Annotated in this window: 21 protein-coding genes; 13 read left to right on the top strand and 8 right to left on the bottom strand. The window is 57.9% G+C overall.

The genetic code is table 11. The features are described from left to right. Nucleotides 1-231: 231 nt before the first annotated feature. Entirely contained in the window at nucleotides 232-573 is a 342-nt protein-coding gene (locus tag ACQKEN_RS23460; RefSeq protein WP_427689211.1) for a carboxymuconolactone decarboxylase family protein, read from the bottom strand. A 112-nt stretch (nucleotides 574-685) separates the two neighbouring features. On the opposite strand from ACQKEN_RS23460, the gene ACQKEN_RS23455 reads away from it, so the two are divergent. Beyond that, nucleotides 686-1,609, top strand: coding sequence for an AraC family transcriptional regulator (locus ACQKEN_RS23455; protein WP_427689209.1), 924 nt, complete (start codon nucleotides 686-688; stop codon nucleotides 1,607-1,609). Nucleotides 1,610-1,618: 9 nt separating this feature from the next. On the opposite strand, the gene ligD is transcribed toward ACQKEN_RS23455, so the two are convergent. Both ligD and ACQKEN_RS23445 read right to left on the bottom strand, forming a co-directional pair. Next, entirely contained in the window at nucleotides 1,619-4,282 is a 2,664-nt protein-coding gene (ligD, locus tag ACQKEN_RS23450; RefSeq protein WP_427689207.1) for a DNA ligase D, read from the bottom strand. Between the two features lie 60 nt (nucleotides 4,283-4,342). Next, complete coding sequence (locus ACQKEN_RS23445) at nucleotides 4,343-5,263, bottom strand: Ku protein (RefSeq protein WP_427689205.1); 921 nt, start codon at nucleotides 5,261-5,263, stop codon at nucleotides 4,343-4,345. 280 nt (nucleotides 5,264-5,543) lie between these two features. Between ACQKEN_RS23445 and ACQKEN_RS23440 the strand changes: the two genes are divergently transcribed. Then, nucleotides 5,544-6,728, top strand: coding sequence for an MFS transporter (locus ACQKEN_RS23440; protein ID WP_427689203.1), 1,185 nt, complete (start codon nucleotides 5,544-5,546; stop codon nucleotides 6,726-6,728). A 334-nt stretch (nucleotides 6,729-7,062) separates the two neighbouring features. Here the strand turns inward: ACQKEN_RS23440 and ACQKEN_RS23435 are convergent, their stop codons facing one another. From ACQKEN_RS23435 to ACQKEN_RS23425, 3 genes are all read right to left on the bottom strand, one after another. Next, nucleotides 7,063-7,797, bottom strand: a complete 735-nt coding sequence (locus ACQKEN_RS23435) for an alpha/beta hydrolase (RefSeq protein ID WP_427689201.1) — start codon at nucleotides 7,795-7,797, stop codon at nucleotides 7,063-7,065. Between the two features lie 126 nt (nucleotides 7,798-7,923). Further along, nucleotides 7,924-9,249, bottom strand: coding sequence for an LLM class flavin-dependent oxidoreductase (locus ACQKEN_RS23430; RefSeq protein ID WP_427689199.1), 1,326 nt, complete (start codon nucleotides 9,247-9,249; stop codon nucleotides 7,924-7,926). Nucleotides 9,250-9,264: 15 nt separating this feature from the next. After that, nucleotides 9,265-10,206, bottom strand: coding sequence for an aliphatic sulfonate ABC transporter substrate-binding protein (locus ACQKEN_RS23425; protein ID WP_427689197.1), 942 nt, complete (start codon nucleotides 10,204-10,206; stop codon nucleotides 9,265-9,267). A 208-nt stretch (nucleotides 10,207-10,414) separates the two neighbouring features. Between ACQKEN_RS23425 and ACQKEN_RS23420 the strand changes: the two genes are divergently transcribed. The 8 genes from ACQKEN_RS23420 (at nucleotide 10,415) to ACQKEN_RS23385 (ending at nucleotide 15,502) form a co-directional block, all read left to right on the top strand. Next, entirely contained in the window at nucleotides 10,415-10,858 is a 444-nt protein-coding gene (locus tag ACQKEN_RS23420) for a hemerythrin domain-containing protein (protein WP_427689195.1), read from the top strand. A 412-nt stretch (nucleotides 10,859-11,270) separates the two neighbouring features. Beyond that, nucleotides 11,271-11,678 carry a hypothetical protein gene (locus ACQKEN_RS23415; protein WP_427689193.1) on the top strand — a complete coding sequence of 136 codons (408 nt, stop codon included), beginning with the start codon at nucleotides 11,271-11,273 and terminating at the stop codon, nucleotides 11,676-11,678. 228 nt (nucleotides 11,679-11,906) lie between these two features. After that, the gene (locus tag ACQKEN_RS23410; RefSeq protein ID WP_427689191.1) at nucleotides 11,907-12,260 is read left to right on the top strand and encodes a hypothetical protein; all 354 of its coding nucleotides are present in this window, start codon (nucleotides 11,907-11,909) and stop codon (nucleotides 12,258-12,260) included. Nucleotides 12,261-12,302: 42 nt separating this feature from the next. Further along, the gene (locus ACQKEN_RS23405; protein ID WP_427689189.1) at nucleotides 12,303-12,503 is read left to right on the top strand and encodes an Imm32 family immunity protein; all 201 of its coding nucleotides are present in this window, start codon (nucleotides 12,303-12,305) and stop codon (nucleotides 12,501-12,503) included. Nucleotides 12,504-12,561: 58 nt separating this feature from the next. Continuing rightward, entirely contained in the window at nucleotides 12,562-13,041 is a 480-nt protein-coding gene (locus tag ACQKEN_RS23400; protein ID WP_427689187.1) for a DUF2947 family protein, read from the top strand. Between the two features lie 449 nt (nucleotides 13,042-13,490). After that, nucleotides 13,491-13,838 carry a hypothetical protein gene (locus ACQKEN_RS23395; protein WP_427689186.1) on the top strand — a complete coding sequence of 116 codons (348 nt, stop codon included), beginning with the start codon at nucleotides 13,491-13,493 and terminating at the stop codon, nucleotides 13,836-13,838. 385 nt (nucleotides 13,839-14,223) lie between these two features. After that, on the top strand, nucleotides 14,224-14,856 hold the full coding sequence (locus ACQKEN_RS23390) for a hypothetical protein (protein ID WP_427689184.1): 633 nt from the start codon (nucleotides 14,224-14,226) through the stop codon (nucleotides 14,854-14,856). Between the two features lie 241 nt (nucleotides 14,857-15,097). Further along, nucleotides 15,098-15,502 carry a hypothetical protein gene (locus ACQKEN_RS23385; protein ID WP_427689182.1) on the top strand — a complete coding sequence of 135 codons (405 nt, stop codon included), beginning with the start codon at nucleotides 15,098-15,100 and terminating at the stop codon, nucleotides 15,500-15,502. Nucleotides 15,503-15,633: 131 nt separating this feature from the next. Here ACQKEN_RS23385 and ACQKEN_RS23380 read toward each other — a convergent pair whose 3' ends face one another. Together ACQKEN_RS23380 and ACQKEN_RS23375 are read right to left on the bottom strand one after the other, a co-directional pair. Beyond that, the gene (locus ACQKEN_RS23380) at nucleotides 15,634-16,632 is read right to left on the bottom strand and encodes a bile acid:sodium symporter family protein (protein WP_427689180.1); all 999 of its coding nucleotides are present in this window, start codon (nucleotides 16,630-16,632) and stop codon (nucleotides 15,634-15,636) included. 221 nt (nucleotides 16,633-16,853) lie between these two features. Further along, on the bottom strand, nucleotides 16,854-17,084 hold the full coding sequence (locus tag ACQKEN_RS23375) for a hypothetical protein (RefSeq protein ID WP_427689178.1): 231 nt from the start codon (nucleotides 17,082-17,084) through the stop codon (nucleotides 16,854-16,856). A 532-nt stretch (nucleotides 17,085-17,616) separates the two neighbouring features. On the opposite strand from ACQKEN_RS23375, the gene umuC reads away from it, so the two are divergent. The 3 genes from umuC to ACQKEN_RS23360 all read left to right on the top strand — a co-directional run bounded on the left by umuC (nucleotide 17,617) and on the right by ACQKEN_RS23360 (nucleotide 20,800). Then, entirely contained in the window at nucleotides 17,617-18,897 is a 1,281-nt protein-coding gene (gene umuC / locus ACQKEN_RS23370; protein ID WP_427689176.1) for a translesion error-prone DNA polymerase V subunit UmuC, read from the top strand. A 185-nt stretch (nucleotides 18,898-19,082) separates the two neighbouring features. Next, a complete protein-coding gene (locus ACQKEN_RS23365; RefSeq protein WP_427689174.1) occupies nucleotides 19,083-19,511 on the top strand; it encodes a DUF2231 domain-containing protein in 429 nt (142 codons plus the stop codon). Next, the gene (locus ACQKEN_RS23360; RefSeq protein ID WP_427689172.1) at nucleotides 19,508-20,800 is read left to right on the top strand and encodes a PQQ-dependent sugar dehydrogenase; all 1,293 of its coding nucleotides are present in this window, start codon (nucleotides 19,508-19,510) and stop codon (nucleotides 20,798-20,800) included. The genes ACQKEN_RS23365 and ACQKEN_RS23360 overlap by 4 nt, the downstream gene beginning before the upstream one ends. Nucleotides 20,801-20,918: the final 118 nt, after the last annotated feature.

Raw genomic sequence — 20,918 nt, 5'->3', positions numbered from 1 at the left:
CCGGTCGTCTTCACGCCTTTCCCTCGATGATCAGTCGAGAACTTTACCTTCTGTGAAGACAAAGTCGAGATACAAGGAGCCGGCTTGCTGGCGAACGCGGTGGGTCAGGCACTTCAAGGGTGACTGATCTCGCGGGTTCGCCAGCAAGCCGGCTCCTGCAGGTCCCGGTTTGATCCTAAATGCCAGCGGCAGCTGAAATCGTCGGCACCCCGGCACGTTCCGTCCCTCTGGTCACGGCTTGAGTGCGTCGTAGGCTTCCAGCGCGTGCATCGAGTAGATGTACGCAGCGCCGGCGTTCAACGAGATCGCGGTGGCCAGGGCGGCAGCAACTTCTTCGCGGGTCGCACCGGCAGCGATGGCGGCCTGGGCATGGCTGCCGAGACAGCCATCACAACGAGTGGTGACCGCGACGGCGAGGGAAATCAACTCGCGGGTCTTCGCATCAAGGACGTTGTTTTCCGCAGCGGCTTCGCCAAGGGCCATGTAGGCCTTGACCATTTTCGGGTTGGATTTGGACAGCGCACCAAACGATTGCTTGATGGTGGAAACCAGATCGGGCCAGTTGCTGAACATATTGGTATCTCCTGAGGGCGGCGACTAGACTGCGCCGGAACACCTTCAGTCTCCGCCAGCCACAGCGCGGCGGCTTGCTCGTTTGGCTCATTTTTTTGTCCGAAAGTCGCCTATGACCGCCATCGATACGCTCATCGCCCTCGCCGACGTGCGCGGAAGCCTCGACCTGCGCTGCCAGTTCCAGGGCGATTGGGCCCTGGACCACAATCAGGAACCCGCAGGCATCGCGCCTTATCACATCGTGCTGGCCGGCCAGTGCCATGTTGAAATGGCCGATCGACAACGATTGACCCTGACCGCAGGGGACATTCTGGTGCTGCCCCGAGGCAGCCGACATGTGTTGTTAAGCCCCGGCCAGCGCGTGACGCCTTCACGGCCCCGGCGTGGGACTGACGCAGGGTTACTGCCGGTGCAGCGCTTCGGCGACGGGGTGGAGCTGGATTTACTCTGCGGCCGCTTCATCCATCAGCCCCACGCGATGCTGTTCTCATCCCTCACCGACCCGGTGAAGGTCTCGACCCAGGCGCTGGGCCACGGCGACCCCTTACCGGCGCTGGTCGCACTGCTGCGCAGTGAAGCGGACGCCAACCTGGCGGGGGGCCAGTTCATGGTCAATGCGCTGACCTCGGCGCTGTTCACCCTGGTGTTGCGGGAGCACCTTCGTCAGTCGCCGCAACATAGCGGCAGCCTCGCGCTGCTGACAGACAAGCGTCTGGGTCGGACGTGGCAAGCGATGCTGGAAAACCCGGCCCATGACTGGAACATCGACGCCCTGGCAGAACTGGCGAGCATGTCCCGGGCGACCTTCATGCGCGCTTTCGCGAAACTCAGCGGCAGCTCGCCGTGGACATTGCTGACCCAGGTCCGGATGCAACGAGCTTATGGGTTGTTGAGTCGGTCGAAAGAAGGCCTGAGCGACATCGCCGCCCAGGTCGGTTACCAATCCCAGGCGGCTTTCAGCAAAGTCTTCAAGGACACCTACGGCATGGCGCCCGGTCAGTTGCGGCGCAGCCTGATCAGCAAGGTCGAAAGCTGACCCGACCCTTCATGCCGGCGGTGTTGCGCCCAGGCGTTTCCACATCGGTTTGGTCAGGCGCTGGTTGTGCTTGTAGCCCGCCCACGGATCTGCCTTCAGCTTGCGCAACCGCTGCTGCAGGTTGGCGATGTTCCACTGCGCCGACGACTTCACCTGGGTCAGCTCGTCACGGCTGATCGGCACCGACACCGGCAACCCCGGCCGCGCCCTGGCTGAATAAGCCACGACTGTACTGGCGCCCCGGCTGTTGCGCAGGTAATCGATGAAGATCTTGCCGACCCGATTCTTCGGCCCGGACGTGGCGGTAAACCGGTCGGGCAGCTCCCGCGCCATGAACTGCGCCAACGCCTTGGCGAAGGCCTTGACCGACTCCCAATCGGCCCGGCGCGCCAACGGCACGACGATGTGCATGCCCTTGCCGCCACTGGTTTTGACGTACGCATCCAGGCCCAGCTCGTCGAGGGTCGATAGCGTCAATTGCGTGGCTTCAATCATGCTGCGCCAGGGCAACTGATCGTCCGGGTCGAGATCGAGGACGAAGTGGTCCGGCAGCTCGATCTGATCGTAGGTCGCGCCCCAGGTGTGCAGTTCAATGGTGCCCATCTGCGCCGCGCCGACCAGCGCCTTGACGCTGTCGATCTCCATCAGACGCGCGTGGCCGGGGTCGAGCTTGGGGTCCAGCTGCTTGATGTTGGGGATCGCCATGCGCTCGGAATGCTTCTGGAAAAACTGCTCGCCTTCCACGCCTTCGGGGCAACGCAACAGTGCCACGGGACGGTGGTCGAGGTGCGGCAGAATCCAGTCAGCCACCGACTCGTAATACTGCGCCAGCTCGATCTTGTGCAGACCGCTCTGCCCATCGATCACCCGCTCGGGATGACTGACCATCACGCCGGCCACCTCGATGCGGTCCTTGCCAGCGCGCTTGCTGGCCGGCTTGGGTTTCGCGGCTGAAGCATCGGCGCTGGTCGCGGATTTTGTGCTCGACGCTTTGGCCTTGGCGGCGCTGGGCTTGAACGGCGCCTTGATGTCTTTCGGCGTCCTTGGGTATTCGTGGACCACCTCGCTGGCCGGCTTGTCGCTGCGCAACGAGACAAACGCCGAGTGACGAATGATGCCGTCGCGGGTCCATTCGCCAAACTCGACTTCCGCCACCAGTGTCGGTTTTATCCAGTGCACGCCCCGGGCCTGGGCACTCGTGACTTTCTTCTCCAGCGGCGAGGCGTCCTGTTCCAGCGGCTTCATTTGCTCAAGCAAGTCGCCGAGCATCTGCTGATTGAACCCGGTGCCGACCCGGCCGGCATACACCAGGCCCGCGCCCTCCTCGTTCACCGCCAACAACAGCGCGCCAAAACCATTGCGCGCGCCCTGGGGTTTGGTGAAGCCGACGACCACGAACTCCTGGCGCAGCTTGCACTTGAGCTTGATCCAGTCGGCATTGCGTTTGGACTGGTACACGCTGCCAGCCCGCTTGCCGATGACGCCTTCGAGGGACATCAGGCTCGCGCTTTCGATGATGTCGCGATGGCCGGCGGAGAAGGCTTCGGAAAACCGCAGCAAACCCTTTTTCTGTCGCCCCAGCACTTTCTTCAACGCCGCGCGACGGTCTTCGACGGGCATTTCGCGCAGGTCTTCACCGCTCAGGAACGGCACGTCAAACAGGTAATAAATGATGTCCATGCTGCGGTCGATGTCGAACGCATTTTGCAGCGCCTGGAAATCCGGCAACCCGGCGTCGTTGAGCACCACGACTTCGCCGTCCAGCCAGGTGTTGTCCAGTTTCAGATCGCCAATGGCCTTGGCCTGCAACGGCAGGCGCTCGGTCCAGTCATTGCCGTTGCGGGTGAAGAACTTCACCTCGCCATCGCTGATGCGGGTCAGGATCCGGTAACCGTCGTACTTGATTTCGTAGAGCCATTTGCCTTCGGGCGGGGCGTCCATGAGCGTCGCCAGCTGTGGCGAGAACTTGGCCGGCACGCCGCTCTTTTTCCTGGATTTCTTTTCCACTGGCTTTTTTGCAGGCTTCCCGCCGGTCAAGGTTTCAGTGGCGGGTTCAGACGCCGCCGATTGACGTTTGGCGCTCTTGGCCGGGTTGCGTTCCTCGCCCACCGTCGCGCCACTGACCACGCTCTCCGGCTTGTCGACGACGATGTCGTATTCCTCGCCCGAGCGCACCGCATCGTCCTTTTCCTTGATCAACAGCCACTGTTCTTTGTCGCTATTGCCCGGCAACCGGGTGCGCACCAACGCCCAGTCGCCGGTGAGTTTTTCGCCGATCAGGGTGAATTTGAGTTTGCCGGCCTTGTAGGTTTCCTGCGGGTCGCCATGGGGCTGCCAGATGCCGCGATCCCAGACGATGACATCGCCGGCACCGTATTCGCCCTCGGGAATGCTGCCCTCAAAGCTGCCGTAGCCGAGGGGGTGGTCTTCGACGTGCACCGCCAGGCGCTTGTTTTTCGGGTCCAGGCTCGGACCCTTCGGCACTGCCCAGCTTTTCAGCGTGCCGTCCAGCTCGAGGCGAAAGTCGTAATGCAGATTGCGCGCATCGTGCTTGTGAATGACGAAACTCAGCGCCTTGCCTTTTTTGCTTCGCGTCTTGCCCTCGCTTTCGGCCGGCTCTGACGTGACATCGAAGTTGCGCTTGCGGGTGTATTCACTCACAGGTTTTGTCATGACGATGAACCTCTGCGCATTGGAACGGTGCATCTTTTAACGCTACGACAGGACACGCGTTCAAGAGGCCTTGGTGGTCTTCTTGCGGGGCGGAGCACGGCGCTTCGCCGGCCCATCGCCCTTGGACTCGGCTTTGCTTTTGGCCGCCGGTTTGGCTTTGGCTGGGGCCGCCTTCGCTGCAGCGCCGCGACCGCCCAGGCTGCGCTTGAGCAGTTCGGTCAGGTCGATGACATCAGCCGACTTACGCTCAGTGTCACCCGCATCGGTCTCGACGTTCTCGATCTTGCCTTCGCGGGCCTTGGTTTCCACCAGCGACATGATCTGGTCCTGGAAGGTGTCGCGGTATTCTTCGGCGTCCGGCGTCCATTCGGTGCTCATGTCCTTGATCAGGCGCTTGGCCATGTCCAGCTCACTCTTGCTGAGCTTGACGTCGGTGGCCTCCTTGGGCAGCTCAAGGCTGTCGAGGCCACGCACTTCCGAGGGCCAGCGCAGCAGCACGAGGACGATCGCCGACTCCAGTGGCATCACTGCCGCCAAGTGCTGGCTGGTGCGAATCACCACATGGGCCAGCGCGACCTTGCCGGTATCGACCAGTGACTGCCTCAACAGCGCGTAGACTTTCTCACCGCGTTTGTCGGGGGCCAGGAAGTAAGGCGTGTCGATGTGCTGGAGCGGAATCTGGTCGCTGTCGACGAAACCGAAGATGTCGATGGTCTGGGTCGATTTCGGGTGCGCCGAGCGAATCTCGTCCTCGCTGATGACGACGTAGCGACCCTTCTCGTACTGCACGCCTTTAACGATGTTCTCTTTATTGATCTCCTTGCCGGAGACCTTGTTGATGCGCTTGTAACCGACCGGGTCCATGCTGCGCTTGTCCAGCCAGTCGAAATCGACACCTTGCCGGGACGTCGCCGACACCAGCGCCACAGGAATATGCACCAGTCCAAAACTGATCGCGCCTTTCCAGATTGCCCGAGGCATAGTTGTAGTTCCGATGGGGTGTGAGAGGTGTGTGTGTAAGCAGTGACCGAAGCGCACGCGGAAAAGTTTCGGCCGAGCGACCGGAACGTCGCTATTGTCGTGGGCTGCACGGCTTTGGTGCGGGTAAGGCGTCACTCCGCAACTTGCGCCGACCAACGCTGCCCCATTCCACTGCCACCCCTTCTTAACGCAACGAAAAAGCGTTAACCTCGCGCCACTCTTTTCTGCACGCCGTACCAGAATCGTTTCTGCCGAGCCTGCAACCTCTCCAGGTATTCCCATGACGTCCATTTCTCCCGCGACCCACGGCGCCACAATGACCAAGGGCCTGGCGATGCTGTTCGCGTTCTGCTGCGGCGCAATCGTTGCCAACCTGTATTACGCGCAACCCATCATTGGCTTAATTGCGCCGGACATAGGCCTGTCCGGCACCCTGGCCAGCTTCATCGTGTCGCTGACCCAGATCGGCTATGCACTCGGCCTGTTCTTCCTCGTACCGCTGGGCGACTTGCTGGAAAACCGTCGCCTGATGATCGTCACCACCGGCGTCGCCATTCTCAGTCTGCTCAGCGCCGCGTTCGCACAAACACCCAATCTTTTCCTGATCGCCTCGCTGCTGGTGGGTTTCAGCTCGGTGGCGGTACAGATTCTGGTGCCGCTGGCCGCCAACCTCGCACCGGAAGAAACACGCGGGCGCGTGGTCGGCAGCATCATGGGCGGCCTGCTGCTGGGGATTCTGCTGGCCAGGCCCGCTGCCAGCCTGATCGCCGACCATTTCGGCTGGCGCGCGGTGTTCGGCACGGCAGCGGTGGTGATGTTGATCATCAGCGTGGTGCTGGCGACCACCATTCCGAAACATCAGCCCGCGCACACGGCCACCTACGGCCAGTTGCTCAAATCGTTATGGACCCTGCTGCGCAAACAGCCGGTCCTGCGCCAGCGCGCGTTTTATCAGGCGTGCATGTTCGCCACCTTCAGCCTGTTCTGGACTGCCGTGCCATTGGAACTGGCGCGCAATCACGGATTGTCGCAAAGCCAGATCGCCCTCTTCGCCCTGGTCGGGGCCATTGGCGCGATTGCCGCGCCCATCGCCGGCCGAATGGCGGATGCCGGCCACACCCGCGTCGCCAGCCTGTGCGCCATGCTGTTTGCCGCACTGAGCTTTCTACCCAGCCTGATCGAACCGGCGTACGCCGTGATCGGCATGGCAGTCACCGGGGTCATTCTCGATTTCTGCGTACAGATGAACATGGTCCTCGGCCAGCGCGCGGTCTACGCCCTCGACGCCAAAAGCCGCAGCCGGCTCAACGCGCTGTACATGACAAGCATCTTCATCGGCGGCGCGATTGGTTCGGTGGTGGCGAGCGCGCTGTATGACCATGGTGGCTGGGTCTGGATTGTGATCGTGGGGAGTGTATTTCCGGTGTTGGCGTTGTTAGGGTTTTTGAAGAACTCACGGCCATGAATAACGGAGCACGGCACGCGCAGGATGCTCAGGCCATGGGCGGGAGACGCTGATCGCCGCCCAAGAAAAAACCGCCGATATCGGCGGTTTTCTTTTGAAGGTTCAGCCCCTGAACCCAGCCATTGGGCCAGTGGGTCCGAGGTCTCTGCCTATCTCCAGCGCTAAGCGCAGAAAGTGCAATTGAGCCGGAGCATATTCCGCAGCGCGCCTGTGCGCTTCGTCACGGAATTCTGTCATTTCCCGAATCTTGGCTTTGCGTTTTTTGATGTTCATGAGCACCTCCCTGTTGTGGTTCTAGGGGACATCCTAGATGTGAGTGCCGGCGCCCGCTGGGTCAATCAGCAGCCTTACTCTTCAACTGGCTCTGAAGCCAGTGCTTCAAGTCCGCCACTTCATCCGTTGTAATCGTATGCCCTGCCCCGGCGTAGGCATGAAACTCGGGAACGATCAGCAGATTCTCCAGCACCGCCTTGGCATCGGTCGCGCCCGAGTAAGCCACGCGGGTGTCGGCCGAGCCGTGGCCGATGAACACCTTCAGTGGTTTCAGGCGCTCATCGGGTTTCAGGCGTGAATGGAGGGACGCGAGAATCTTGCCGCTCAAAGGCGCGATGCCGTGCACCAGTTCCGGGTATTGCAGGCCGATCTGGTAGCTCATCATCGCGCCCTGGCTGAAGCCGACCAGGATCACTTTGTCGGGCTGGGTCTGGTATTTCTCGGTGGCCTGCTGAATGAAGGTCCGCAGCAGGTCGGTGCTTTTGTCGACATCACTGGTCACGCCTTCGTATTCGGCCTGATCGGTGTCCTGGGTGAACCACTTGTAGCCGCCGCCGTCGACTTCCTGTGGCGCACGCACGGAGAGGTAGGTGTAATTCGGGGAGAGATCGTTTTTGATATCGAGCAGGTCGCGCTCGTCGCTGCCATAGCCGTGCAGGAAAATGATCAGCGGTTTGTCTTTGAATTCAGCGGGCGCCGCCGCCACGTACGGCAGGGCAAGATCGGTGAGCAGCGCGGGTTCTGCGTGGGCCATGCCGGTGAACACACACAGCAGCGCGGCGAAAAACTTCATCATGAGCGTGAGCCTTTTTGCGAAAAACGTCGGGCTCATCATACGCAGCATGTCGCGAATGTCAGCCCGTCAGTGATCGCGCAAAGCTGTCGGGGGCCTGTACAGAGGATGAATTTCTCAGGCGCGTGTTCAGGACTCCAACGCTTCCAACCCCAGATGCTCACGCAGGGTCGAGCCTTCATAGGCGGTGCGAAACAACCCTTTGCGTTGCAGGTGCGGAATGACGCTTTCGACGAATTCGCTGAACGAGCCCGGCAAATACGCCGGAGAAATCACAAACCCGTCGCAGCCACCCAACGTGAACATCTCCGCCAGTTGATCGGCGATCTGCGCCCCCGTGCCGACCAGTTGCGGCACCCGTACGCTGCTGGCGAAAATCCGGCCCAACTCTTCCAGCGTGGTGTCCGGCCCCTGCATCAACAGCTTTTCCGCCGCAGCGGGCGGTATCGACGGCGCGCGTGCGATCTCCGCCAGGGTCGCGGACAGCGGAAACGGCGAGAGGTCCACGTTCAGTTGCGACGCCAGCGTGACCAGACCCAGTTCCGAGCGCGCCAATGCGTTGTGTTTGTCGCGCTTGGCCCGCGCTTCGGCTTCACTGCCGCCAATGAACGGCATCACCGCCGTCAGCACCTTGCAGCTGTCGGCGTGTCGGCCTTGCGCGACGACCTGTTCGCGCACGTCCTGGCGAAACCCGTGCATGGCCTTGAGGTGCGGGTGAATGGTGAAAATCGCCTCGGCCCAGCGCGCGCCAAACCGCCGTCCACGCCCCGACGATCCGGCCTGAATCAGTACCGGACGCCCCTGCGGCGTGCGCGGGATGTTCAGCGGCCCTTCGACCTTGAACCACTCCCCATGATGCTGCACCGAGGTGATTTTCGACGGGTCGGCCAGCACGCCGCTTTCCCGGTCCAGCTTCAGCGCATCCGGCCCCCAGCTGCGCCACAACTTCTGCGCCACTTCGACGAACTCGTCAGCGCGGTCATAGCGCAGGTCGTGCTCAAGGTGTTTGTCCTTGCCGAACAGGCGACCTTCGCTGTCGTTCATCGACGTGACGATGTTCCAGGCAGCGCGGCCTTTGGACAGATGATCGAGGGTAGCGAACTCCCGGGCGATGTGCGCCGGCTCGTAGTACGTCGTCGAGCGGGTGGCGCCCAGGCCCAGCTTGCTCGTTTGCCCGACCAGATAGGACAGAATCGGCAGCGGGTCCAGACGCGTCGCATCCTGCGCGCCATACCGCAGGGCCACGTCCCGCGAACCGCCCATCTGGTCGCCCACTGCCAGCCGGTCGGCGAAGAACAGAAAATCGAACAGCCCCTCCTCCACCACCCGCGCCGTGCGGGCGTAATACTCGGGATCAAGGTAGTGGCCGACCGTCTCGGGATGGCGCCAGACCGCATGACTGTGAATGACCGGCCCGGTCAGCAGGAACGCTGACAGGTGAATGTGACGACTCATGATCGCGCTCCTGATTTAGTGGGCGTGCGGGTTCCAGACAGCGATGTCGGACACCTTCAGCGCTTTGGGGATCATCCCGGCCTCGAAATAGAAGTCGGCGATGCGCTGCTGTTCGGCCAGCTCATCCACCTTGACCGGGACGATGTCGTAGCTGCGTCGGCTATTCGCCAGCTCGACGGTCTCAGGCGGGATGTTGCCCCACAGCGGCGCCAGATTCGCCGCGGCTTCCTGGGGATGGCCTTTTACCCACTGCCCGGCGTCGTGCAGAGTGTCGAACACCACTTGCAGCACCTCGGGATGGGCCTTGGCGAAGCTCGTGTTGGCCACGTAAAAACGGTTGTAGTGGGCAATGCCGCCGGAGCCGTCGGCCAGCACGCGAACATGATGCTCGCGTTGCTGGGTCGCCAGGAACGGGTCCCAGATCGCCCAGGCGTCGACGTTGCCGCTGGCAAACGCGGCGACGCCATCGGGCGCCTCCAGGTAAATCGGCTTGATGTCCTTGAGGGTCAGCCCGGCGCTCTTCAGGGCCGAAATCAACAGGAAATGACTGCCCGAGCCCTTCGACACTGCGACGGTTTTGCCCTTGAGATCGGCGACGCTGCGAATCGGTGAGCTGTCCGGGACGATGATGGCCTGCGCCGTCGGGGAAGGATTCTCACGGGCGTAGTAGGTCAGCGGTGCATTCGCCGCTTGGGTGAACAGGGCAAACGCATCGGCGACGTCGGCATGCAGATCGACACTGCCGGCGTTCATCGCGCTGAGCAGCCCGCTGCTGAATTCATGCCAGTTGACGGTAAAGCCCAGCGGCTTGAGTCGTTCCTCCAGCTGGCCGTCGTTCTTGAGCAGGATCCACAGCGTGGACGAACGCTGGTAACCGATGTTGATGACCTGCTCGGCGTGAGCGGTGACGGTCGCCAGCATTAACGCCGCGGCCATGATGATCTTTCGCAGAGACATGAGGATCCTTGAACGGGCACAGGAGGAGCGCTCAGCACGAAAACGAATGAGCACATCGAAACAGCTTCACTTTCATTATAAAAAACGGCGCAGGTTATGAAAGAAACTTATAGATCTATGCATATGCCCGAAGCGCAATGGAACGGCTCAATACCCGCTGCGGTCTAGGAATAAGCACATCAGTCCGTCGCCGAACCAAGGAGCACCCGTGAACATTTTCGAAGCCTTGAGAGAGAGTCATGACCGGCAACGCGGCTATGCCGATGCCTTGGTCCAAACCCATGGCGAGAGCGAGGAGCGCGTCGAGGTCTACAAGCAGCTGAAAGCTGAGTTGCAGGCCCATGCAATTGCCGAAGAGCGCTTCTTCTATATCCCGCTGATGCAGTCCGACAACGGCGTCGACCTCAGCCGCCATGCCATTTCCGAGCATCATGAAATGGACGAGATGATGGAAGAACTCGACGAGACCGAGATGTCCAGCCCGTCATGGCTGGCCACGGCCAAAAAGCTGTCGGAGAAGGTTCATCACCACCTGAAGGAAGAAGAGCAGAAGTTTTTCCAGTCAGCGGGCAAGCTGCTGGACGACAAGCAGAAAGAGTCGCTGGCCGGTGAGTATCAGAAGGAGTACGAAGAGCAATTGGCTGAAGCTTGAGCCGCTCTGAATGCTCAAAGCCCCGACTGTTCGGGGCTTTTTTTTGGCTGCGTTTTTCTGCCGCGTTTGTTCACGATGCGGTGTTTGTGGTGAAGAGCGGTTGGGAGCGTGTTCGGCGGAGTGCGCAAGAAGTTGCGCACCTGTTTGTTGAAAATGGACGGGTTAATGCTCCGCAGGCCACGTCGTTTGTGGCATGTAGGCCAGTGCGCAAGAAGTTGCACAGCAGTGCGCAACTTCTTGCGCACTGTTTCTGGGTGCTCTGGTTTGGCGTTCGCTCAAATCTTCTGTTTTATTTCTTAAGTTATTGATTTTATTTGGATAATTAGTAGCTGGCACAGCCCTTGATATCTCCGTGGCCCCCGGATTGGCATTCACGCCTTCTCGGATGGTTTTTTGAGCACGGAGAGCATCCTTGGCAAACCCCGCAGTTACGTCCGGCAGCGACGCAAAAAACGAGCCTCAGCTGGCGATCGTTCCGCTTGATCTGATTCAGCTTGAGGACGTCGGGGCCGGCGCGGCCAATGTGGATGCCTGGCTGCAGGACATCAGCGGCGGGGTCGTCTCCCTTGAACGGATCAAGAGCGCTGCCGGGTTTTTGCCTGTGGTGGGCAACATCATGGCGCTGGTCGATGCCCTGAATGACATCGTTCGGCTGGCGACGAGTGAGAAGCGCGATCCGCTGGACTGGGTCAGTTTGGGCATCAATTTGATTGGGGTGCTGCCGACGCCGCCGACCATGGCGGCAGCCCGGATGAGCCTGCGGCCGACGTTGTTTCTGGTGCGTCAGGAGATGCGTCAGGCGGGGAAGATAAGCCCCTGACCGCAAGTGACGCTAAGCAGAAGCTGAATGAGTTAAAGGCAAAACTTCACAGAAAGGATCTTGCCATCCGCGAGGATGCTTTCAAAAAGGCGGCAAAATACATCGACAATGCGACTAAGTGCGGGGGTGCAGATGCTTTCATCAGACACACCTTTAAGGTGGAAGGCACTAAGCACGAGCGTGTTGATATTGAAATAATCACTGGCAAGGCCTTTACGGAGTAAGTAAATGTTCAACGAGTATTTGAATGACGAACAGAGTTATATAGAACTGGAACAATATCTTTATGAGAATTTTTTTCTTGAGTGCAACGCGAGCGGAGTAGAATCCAAAAAATTCAAAGCACCTTTTTACAACACGGCTTTTTCCGATGGCACGCCTTTCAGGGAAGGCAATCCCATATTCTCCGCACGAAATGAAGCTAACGGAAAAATTCTCAGAATAGTTCTCGACGAAGATGCCGACCCATTAGTCTCGTATCTCGACAAAGATATGGACTATGAACTCGTTATCATCGCAAGGATAGCTTTGCTGGAGCAAATCACCGAAAAGATGGCTGAATGGGTTATATCTCAGCGATAAGGGGCGCCCCTCTAACTCATTGGATCGCAGGGGATTGAAGCTATGAAAAATCTTACCGCTTTTACCGTATATGGCACGGCCACTGGCATTAATAAAAACATCCAACTTGATGAGATATCGATTATCGCGAATCCAAGAACGATGAGAGCTTTAGAAAATTCTCGGATCAATGCAGCCGACGAAATGGCGCAATACGGCTTGGAGCACCTCCACCTTCGAGTTAAAGGGGGCGGCCCCCTTTAACTTAAATGACAATGGTGGAATGCAGGCAAAAAATCACACGGAGCAGCGGATATATTTCATGAACAAAGAGACCTACATCATAGACTGCGAAGTTTACCCAATCGCTTGGCGATTTAATTCTGAAGACTGCTTGTTGTCTGACCAAGAAAAGCAAAGCATTGTTTTTCTTGATGAAAAACAATCGCAACGACTGTGGAATACATTCATTCCTGCGAAAAATCTGATGGAGCTGAGCAATAAGAATTTTGTGCTTCATGAAAAAACCATTTTGAGCTTTGGCGATATTAATGAGTCGAAAAAATTCTTCGCGAGTCGATTGGCTCATAGCAGTTTTGTCTGGTTTTTCTGGAGTGCATGTGCAGCCGCCATAGTTCCTCGTCAGGTATTTTTGAAGTCATGGGACGATTTCTTCTATCCTTCTGATGAGAATTCTATTTTACTTACGCCCGATTGCCCTAAAGCAATATTTTCATTTGAAGACACCTTTTTTTACGGCGATTTAGTAGGCTCGTATTTTCAGAACGAGCTAAAAGAATAGTCATCTCCTGGCTAATAATAAGTGACTGAGTCCGGATGTGATTAAAGAACTGGCCGCTAAGCGAGCCAAAGATGCCGCCCCCTCTATGCAGCGGAGTAGTTGTCTACTCGAGGACTATTTGAATGACGAGCAGGCTTATTAAACTAGAAGGATATCTACATGATAACTTTCAAAGGGGACGAAACCCTTTAATCTTCTGAATTCACCCAACAAGTCGGCCTGACCAATCCGATCCGATTCCAAGGCCAATACCACGACCACGAGACCGGCCTGCACTACGACCGGCATAGGGAAAAGGGGACGTATCCCTTTAACAAAGTACATTGATAATGCGTCCAAAGGTGGTGGAGCAAATTCCTATATCAACCGTACGTTTATGGTGAAGGAAACCAAACATGAGCGGGTCGACATTGAGGTTATAACCGGCAGGGCTTTCGTGGAGTAAATATATGTTCAACAGCTACCTAGATAACGCGCAATCCTACATTGGCCTGGAACGGCATTTATATGAGTTATTTTATTCGGAAGCGGAGGAACACGGACTAGACGCTGGCAAATTTAAAATGCCGTACTGCAATACGAAATTTTCGAGTGGAACGCCGTGTCAAGACGGCAATCCAATATTCTCTACAAAAAATGAACGCAATGGTCAAACTCTAAGACTAGTGCTTGATGAGGATATCGATACGTTGGTGTCGTATCATGACAAAGAAATGAACTATGAACTCGTCCTAGTAGGAAAAGTGGCTTTACTGGGTGAAATCAAAAAAATGTGCAAATGGATTAGGTCTCAATAATCAAACTTGCACATAGACGTCGCAGTCTCGGAATAGAACTTATCCGGAGAGTTAAAGGGAACCCTCCTTTGACTCGCAAAGGTATTTTCGTATGCGGATATAGCTGGTCGCGGGCGATGGTGCATGGGAGATTGTATGCTTGATAGCGAATCATCAAACCGATGCCGGCATGTCCGGAGATCGCATAACCAAACACAAAGCAACATAGATCAAAAAACATCAATTTCAAGCCACCTAAATATTAAAAATCAAACCGACAAACCCTTTAACTAGCAGCCACTCAATAGATCGCATGTAAATGCTATTGCTATGCGCCGGAATTTAACTAGCGTTAATGACGGTTATTCCGTGCCTAGTTTGTCTGCGAGGAGTATCAGAAAGCAACATGAAAACCTATCGAATCCTATGCTACACGGCAGAATTCAGCGAATTCAAACATCATGCTAATAACCCCATAGCGGAGCTGTCTGCAAATGAGCAAGATCAATTTGCCTTAATTATGGCCGTCAGTTTGGATGGCGGGATTGGATTTAACAGAACGCCTTACGGTAACGCAGCGATCGACGCCCTTATCTCAAAATGCTTTTGGGTCGAGCCCCACAAGATGACCATCAAGCCACCTGTTCGTACGCATTCAGGACACATGCCTTGCCTAATGTTCAGAGCTAAGAATGACGGTTTTAAAAAACTGCTTGAGGACCATGAAAAGTACGACAGGAATCTCAGAAAACATCAGGTCCTCATCAGGCACAGACATGCCGAAAGTCCCAACCCCGCTATACTCTCAAGTATTTTGCAGAGCACTCACCTCCGGATCCGGGGCAAGGAGCTATATGACGCCCTGCAAGAGACTTGTCACTATGTAGCAGTACGAGACAGAACCGGGGAGCACGGTAGTGGCGCATTTATCGTATTCTCACGCAACCTTGACATCTTTTTTAAAGAGTTCGATGCCGCGGTTGAAGGCTATGCGGAGATTGATTTTGTGGATAGCCCACGGAAATTAATTAGTTGGTAGCAAAATAACATTCGATGGTTCGCATTTCGAGCGTTAGCGCTCAAATAAGTGGGGATGGCCCTTTAACCAGCTTGGTCTCTCTGGTGAGGCGTGCTTGCCGACGTGCGCAGCAAGTTGCGCCGAGGCGTGCAACTTCTTGCGCATATTAGGGCTAAAAGGGGACGGATCCCTTTAATACTTTTAACCTAAGGTTAAACGGCTTAACTCACCGACATCCAAAAAATTTATATGCAAGGCAAACATGATTACATCGGCTGAAGAATTTGTAACCCTACGCGCTAGCCGTCTCAAGGCTGAATACGACAGGTCTGCCATGGAGGAAGCGCCTCTCGCTGTATGGCGTGAAGTGATCAAGAGATATCCCGATTACGTACAATGGGTAATACACAACAAAACAATTCCACTTGAGATTCTAGAAGAGTTATGCGAATCCCACCCTGAAAGCAGGTATTTCATAGCAAGTAAGCGAAAACTGTCGCTGGAGTTGTTTGCGTTCCTTTCGCAAGATCCTGATCCTATGGTGAGAAGTGGAATAGCTCTGAACAAAAAGACTCCTTTGGAAATACTTGTAAACCTGTTAAGTGATGAGGACGAAGATGTGGCTGACACTGCAAGGAGGCAATACGAAACCAGGAAATCAGTCTGACGGGACAGTCCTTTTAGACTGATGCAATCAACCATTCCACACTAACTGGCCATTACCCACCCCAACTCCAAACGCAAAAAGCCCCGAATCATCGGGGCTTTTCCATCACGCCATTTGATTGATCACCAGAATCAAGGATCAACCTGCGCCATCAATTCCGCCACCGGCTCCGCCCGCTTCGCATACCGCTGAGCCACCACCGCACACACCATCAGCTGAATCTGGTGAAACAGCATCAGCGGCAAGATCAGCAAACCAATCGTGCTTCCCGCAAATAGCACTTGCGCCATTGGCACGCCGGTCGCCAGGCTTTTCTTGGAGCCGCAGAACAGGATGGTGATGCGGTCTTCCTGATTGAAGCCGAACAGCTTGGACAGCAAGGTCGCTGCCACAAGCACCAGCGTCAGCAGCAGGCAGCACACCAGCACCAGCCCCGCCAGGTCCCAGATCGGCGTTTTCTGCCAGATGCCTTCGTTGACCGCCTCGCTGAACGCGCCGTAGACCACCAGCAGGATCGAGCCCTGATCGACGAATTTCAGCCAGTTCTTGTTGCGTCCGACCCAGGCGCCAATCCAGCGCCGCATGATCTGGCCGGCAATGAACGGCAGCAGCAATTGCACGCTGATCTTCACGATCGCATCGAGGGTCGAGCCGCCTTCGCCGTGGACGTTGAGCAACAACGTCACCAGCAGCGGCGTCAGGAATATCCCGAACAGGCTGGAGGCCGCCGCGCTGCAGATCGCTGCCGGGATATTGCCGCGCGCCAGCGAGGTGAAGGCGATCGCCGACTGCACCGTCGCGGGCAGCGCGCACAGGTACAGGATGCCCATGTACAGGTCTTTGCCGATCAGCGGCGACAGCACGGGTTTGAGTGCGAGGCCAAGCAAGGGGAACAGAACGAATGTCAGCCCGAACACCAGCAGGTGCAGTCGCCAGTGCCCTGCCCCGGCGATGATCGATTCCCGGGACAGTTTGGCGCCGTGAAGAAAGAACAGCAGCGCGATGGCGATGTTGGTCAACCAGCCGAAGCCAATGGCGACTTGACCGGTGGCCGGCAGGAAGCTGGCGATGATCACCACGGTGATCAACATGAGGGTGAAGTTGTCGGGGAGAAAACGGGGGCGGGTCATCTGCGTCATCCGAAGGTGCCAGGAACATGCTCGACACTTTAGCGCGCGATGCACCTACCGGCTAACGCCAATATGTCGATCAATAGCGGCTAACGGACACATTCGCCTACCTACTGCGGCCACAGGCCCCTTCCCGGCTGAAGCCGGTCCCACCAAGGCAAACGGCAGCCGCTTGCCAGACATTGCGTCGACAAGCGGACCAGCGATTACTTCGGTTTATTTCAGGCCAGACCACCCTGAATAACGCGCATCACAGTCACCCGACGTTGACCGGGATTGTCGGCAATGAGGCGGGACAACGCCGCTTGCCACTTCAGTATGTCTTTCTCTTTCGAGAGCATCATCAGTTGTTCCCAGCCCATCGGTCCACGTGGGCCAGCCTGGGTAGCGGCTTTCTCGGGACTGTCTTCGCGTTTCAAGAGGTTTGCTGCAATTTCCGAGAGAGTACTCATGGCCGGCTCCTGGGCATGCGCGTCGTAGCGCACGCCGATTCAAAACTAAAGGTGATTTCAGGAGTGCCGTCGCGCCAAATTTCTGTGATCGAGGCCGCCTGTAACAGGGCTATAGCAAGGTTCAGACCAAGAGAGATATCGCTGATTTATTATTCATCTGGCCTGTCCGATCACCCTCGATTTTGCAGTGTGTCGCCGGACGCATTCCCGGCTAAAGCCAGTCCTACCTACTACCTGACGCTCGTCGCCTTCCCGGCTGAAGCCGATCCTGCTGAATCCACGAAAATTGCCGCCCATGCGCGTCGGTCGGTCTTCCAATGGCAACGGTTGACCCCTCCCGACGGAGCCGCTTAACTGTATATACATACAGCAAACGAAAAGGAGGGCCTCATCATGAACATCGTTTTTCCAGATCTATCCCTTGTCCCCCACAGCCGACGCCCTGGGTCAGAGAGTCCAGTCGCCCTGTCCCGGGCCTGCACTCGCCGCCCGCCGATAAAGCCAGCGACTGCCCGGCTCAGCGTGGCCCGTCATGATTCCGTATGAGCGAACCTTTGCGCTGATCGACTGCAACAGTTTCTACGCCAGCTGCGAACGGGTATTCCGCCCGGACCTGATAAGGACGCCCATCGTCGTGCTGTCCAACAATGACGGCTGTGTCATCGCGCGCAGCTACGATGCCAAGCCGTTCGTGAAAATGGGCGCGCCGTATTATCAGATCAAGGACGACCTGCGCCGCGCCGGGGTGGTGGCGTTCAGCAGCAACTACGCGCTGTACGGCGACATCAGCGAGCGGGTGATGACGATCATCGAGTCGATGGTGCCGGCCCTTGAGGTGTACAGCATCGACGAAGCATTTGCCGAGCTGACCGGCATCCCGGGCGACCTGGATCGATTTGGCCGCAACATCCGCGAGCGGCTGATCAAATGCACCGGTATCCCGGTGGGCGTGGGCATTGCGCGGACCAAGACGCTGGCCAAACTCGCCAATCACACCGCCAAGCGGCTGTCGCACATCACCGGCGGCGTGGTCGATCTGACTGACACGTTCAAGCGCGACTGGACCCTGCGCAACACCCACGTGGGCGAGGTCTGGGGCGTCGGCAAACGCATGCGGGCGCACCTGGAAAGCATGGGCATCAAGACGGCGATGGACCTGGCCCGGGCCGACCCGTGGACCTTGCGTAAAACCTTCAGCGTGGTCATCGAAAAAACCGCCCGCGAGCTGGCGGGCACGCCTTGCCTGGAACTGGAAGACGTCACGCCGCCGAAACAGGAAATCTGCTGCAGCCGCATGTTTGGCGCACGGGTCACCGACATCGAACCGATTAAAGAGGCGGTCGCGACCTACACCCAGCGCGCCGCCGAAAAGCTTCGCGCGCAGAATTCGCTGTGCAAGAAGATCCGCGTCAGCATCCGCACCGGGATGTTCAACCCCGAGGAGGTCAAGTACGCCAACGCGGCGCTGGTGGAACTGCCCTACCCCACCAACGACGTGCGCCTGATGACCAAGGCAGCGACGGAAGCGGTCAATCGGCTGTTCCGGCCGGGCTTCAAATACAGCAAGGCCGAGGTGCTGTTGATGGATCTACGTCACCCCGGCGAATTCACCGACGACCTGTTCGCCCATTCGCAACCCGCCGACGCTGGCAAGGTGATGGAGGTGCTCGATGAAATCAACACGCGATGGGGTCGGGGCACCCTGCGCTCGGCCAGCGTCCCGGCGGCGCCGGAATGGGCCATGCGCCGCGACCTGATGAGCAGCAGTTACACGACGCGGGTGGATCAATTGTGGACGGTGAAAGCGAACTGATCCGTTTTTTTCTGGCGATCGCAAGTGATCGCAGCCGCTCCTGCACGTGTAACTGCATATTCCTGACGCCGAAATACGGTGAACTATGTTCCCGGCGAATTGATCCCAAAATATGCGCACGCCGCACGGCCCTGATGGGTCAGTTCATACGCACAGCATAAGCATCATTAAAATAAGGAGCCGACTTGAACACCACCGCCCATCTCGCTTATAGACGCCCGCCAGGCCCGCTACACGCGATAATGCTTGCCGGCACCGTCCCGCTGTTTCTCGGCGCATTGCTGAGCGACATCACCTACTTTCAGACGTACCAGATTCAATGGAGCAACTTCGCCTCCTGGCTTATCGCCGGGGGGCTGGTGTTCTGCGGACTCGCCGTACTGTTCGCGCTGGTCAATCTGATCCGGGCCGATCGCAAAGCCGGGCGCCCCGTGGTCTACCTCATCCTGTTGGTAGTGACCTGGGCGCTAGGGCTCGTCAACGCCTTTGAACACGCCAAGGATGCCTTCGCCACCATGCCGTCGGGCCTCATTCTCTCCGCACTGACCACGGTGTTGATTGGCGTGACGGCGTGGCTGGGACTCACCAGCGTCCGTTCGGGAGAAGGACAATGAGCCACTCGATCAAACTGACCGCGATCAGCATGGCGTTGTTGTTAAGCGGCTGCGGTGACGCCGGAGATGCCACCCAGGCATTGGGGCCCGATCCAAAACTGCCGGCCGCCCAGCGCGGTCTTTTACCCAGCATGAAGATTGCCGAACCGGCGTTGTGGGGCGACCAGAAGCCCACAGTCCCCGAGGGATACAGCGTGACGGCCATCGCCGCCGACTTGCAGATTCCTCGCCAGACGCTGGTGCTGCCCAACGGCGACATCCTCGTGGCTGAAGGCCGTGGCGGAAGCGCCGCGAAACTCAAACCCAAGGACGTGATCGCGGGGTATATCAAGGCCCAGGGCAACACCAAGGTCAAAGGCGGCAACCGCCTGACCTTGCTGCGCGATGCAGACGGTGACGGCGTCTACGAGACGAAGACTGTATTTGCGGAGAACCTGAACGCGCCCTACGGCCTGGCGTTTGCCAACGGCAAATTGTACGTGGCCAACCAGGACGAATTGGTCCGTTTCGATTATCAAGACGGTCAGACCAAGGCCAGCGGCCCACCGATCAAAGTCACTGACCTTCCTGCTGAAATCAACCACCACTGGACCAAGTCACTGGCCGTCAGCGACGACGGGCGCACCCTGTATGTCGGCATCGGTTCGAACAGCAACGTGACCGAGCGCGGCATGGAAGTCGAACTCGACCGGGCCAGGGTGTGGCAGGTAGATGCCGAGACTGGGGCCCACAAAGCGTATGCGACCGGCATCCGTAACCCGACGGCATTAACCATCCAGCCGCAGACCGGGAAGTTATGGGCGGTGGTCAACGAGCGCGATGAACTGGGCCCGGATCTGGTGCCGGATTACCTGACCTCGGTTCGCGAGGGTGGATTTTATGGCTGGCCTTACAGCTATTGGGGTCAGAACGTCGACACACGTGCGCAACCGCAGAACCCGAAAATGGTCGCTGCCGCCATCAAACCCGATTACAGCCTCGGGTCCCACGCCGCAGCGCTGGGCGTGGATTTCTCCATACCGGCCATGGGCGAGAAGTACGCCGACGGCGTGTTCATTGGCGAACACGGCAGCTGGAACCGGGAAAATCCGGTCGGGTACAAGGTCGTTTTCGTGCCGTTCAGCAATGGCCATCCGAACGGTGCGCCGATTGACTTCGCGACCGGCTTCCGGGGTGCCGACGGGAAAACCCGCGGGCGGCCAGTGGGTGTGACGGTGGACCCTAAAGGTGCATTGATCATCGCCGACGACCTGGCGAACACCGTATGGCGGGTCACTCGTAATCGATGAAGGATGATTCCAGGCAGGGCAATCCTGCCTGGAATGCACAAATGTCGTTACCGCTCCAATGGTGTGGGTTGATTCACCCTGTAAGAAGAGCGGGACGCGCGCCCGCCCCACTCCCCCA

The organism is Pseudomonas sp. NPDC078416, from assembly GCF_050268485.1.
Taxonomy (GTDB): Bacteria; Pseudomonadota; Gammaproteobacteria; order Pseudomonadales; family Pseudomonadaceae; genus Aquipseudomonas.
This window is presented reverse-complemented; position numbering and strand designations above follow the sequence as displayed.

What these genes read in the sequence shown, in the direction of transcription:
- ACQKEN_RS23460 (WP_427689211.1), bottom strand. Translation starts at nt 573, where the DNA reads ATGTTCAGCAACTGGCCCGATCTGGTTTCCACCATCAAGCAATCGTTT.
- ACQKEN_RS23455 (WP_427689209.1), top strand. Translation starts at nt 686, where the DNA reads ATGACCGCCATCGATACGCTCATCGCCCTCGCCGACGTGCGCGGAAGC.
- ligD (WP_427689207.1), bottom strand. Translation starts at nt 4,282, where the DNA reads ATGACAAAACCTGTGAGTGAATACACCCGCAAGCGCAACTTCGATGTC.
- ACQKEN_RS23445 (WP_427689205.1), bottom strand. Translation starts at nt 5,263, where the DNA reads ATGCCTCGGGCAATCTGGAAAGGCGCGATCAGTTTTGGACTGGTGCAT.
- ACQKEN_RS23440 (WP_427689203.1), top strand. Translation starts at nt 5,544, where the DNA reads ATGACGTCCATTTCTCCCGCGACCCACGGCGCCACAATGACCAAGGGC.
- ACQKEN_RS23435 (WP_427689201.1), bottom strand. Translation starts at nt 7,797, where the DNA reads ATGATGAAGTTTTTCGCCGCGCTGCTGTGTGTGTTCACCGGCATGGCC.
- ACQKEN_RS23430 (WP_427689199.1), bottom strand. Translation starts at nt 9,249, where the DNA reads ATGAGTCGTCACATTCACCTGTCAGCGTTCCTGCTGACCGGGCCGGTC.
- ACQKEN_RS23425 (WP_427689197.1), bottom strand. Translation starts at nt 10,206, where the DNA reads ATGTCTCTGCGAAAGATCATCATGGCCGCGGCGTTAATGCTGGCGACC.
- ACQKEN_RS23410 (WP_427689191.1), top strand. Translation starts at nt 11,907, where the DNA reads ATGTTCAACGAGTATTTGAATGACGAACAGAGTTATATAGAACTGGAA.
- ACQKEN_RS23405 (WP_427689189.1), top strand. Translation starts at nt 12,303, where the DNA reads ATGAAAAATCTTACCGCTTTTACCGTATATGGCACGGCCACTGGCATT.
- ACQKEN_RS23400 (WP_427689187.1), top strand. Translation starts at nt 12,562, where the DNA reads ATGAACAAAGAGACCTACATCATAGACTGCGAAGTTTACCCAATCGCT.
- ACQKEN_RS23395 (WP_427689186.1), top strand. Translation starts at nt 13,491, where the DNA reads ATGTTCAACAGCTACCTAGATAACGCGCAATCCTACATTGGCCTGGAA.
- ACQKEN_RS23390 (WP_427689184.1), top strand. Translation starts at nt 14,224, where the DNA reads ATGAAAACCTATCGAATCCTATGCTACACGGCAGAATTCAGCGAATTC.
- ACQKEN_RS23385 (WP_427689182.1), top strand. Translation starts at nt 15,098, where the DNA reads ATGATTACATCGGCTGAAGAATTTGTAACCCTACGCGCTAGCCGTCTC.
- ACQKEN_RS23380 (WP_427689180.1), bottom strand. Translation starts at nt 16,632, where the DNA reads ATGACCCGCCCCCGTTTTCTCCCCGACAACTTCACCCTCATGTTGATC.
- ACQKEN_RS23375 (WP_427689178.1), bottom strand. Translation starts at nt 17,084, where the DNA reads ATGAGTACTCTCTCGGAAATTGCAGCAAACCTCTTGAAACGCGAAGAC.
- umuC (WP_427689176.1), top strand. Translation starts at nt 17,617, where the DNA reads ATGATTCCGTATGAGCGAACCTTTGCGCTGATCGACTGCAACAGTTTC.
- ACQKEN_RS23360 (WP_427689172.1), top strand. Translation starts at nt 19,508, where the DNA reads ATGAGCCACTCGATCAAACTGACCGCGATCAGCATGGCGTTGTTGTTA.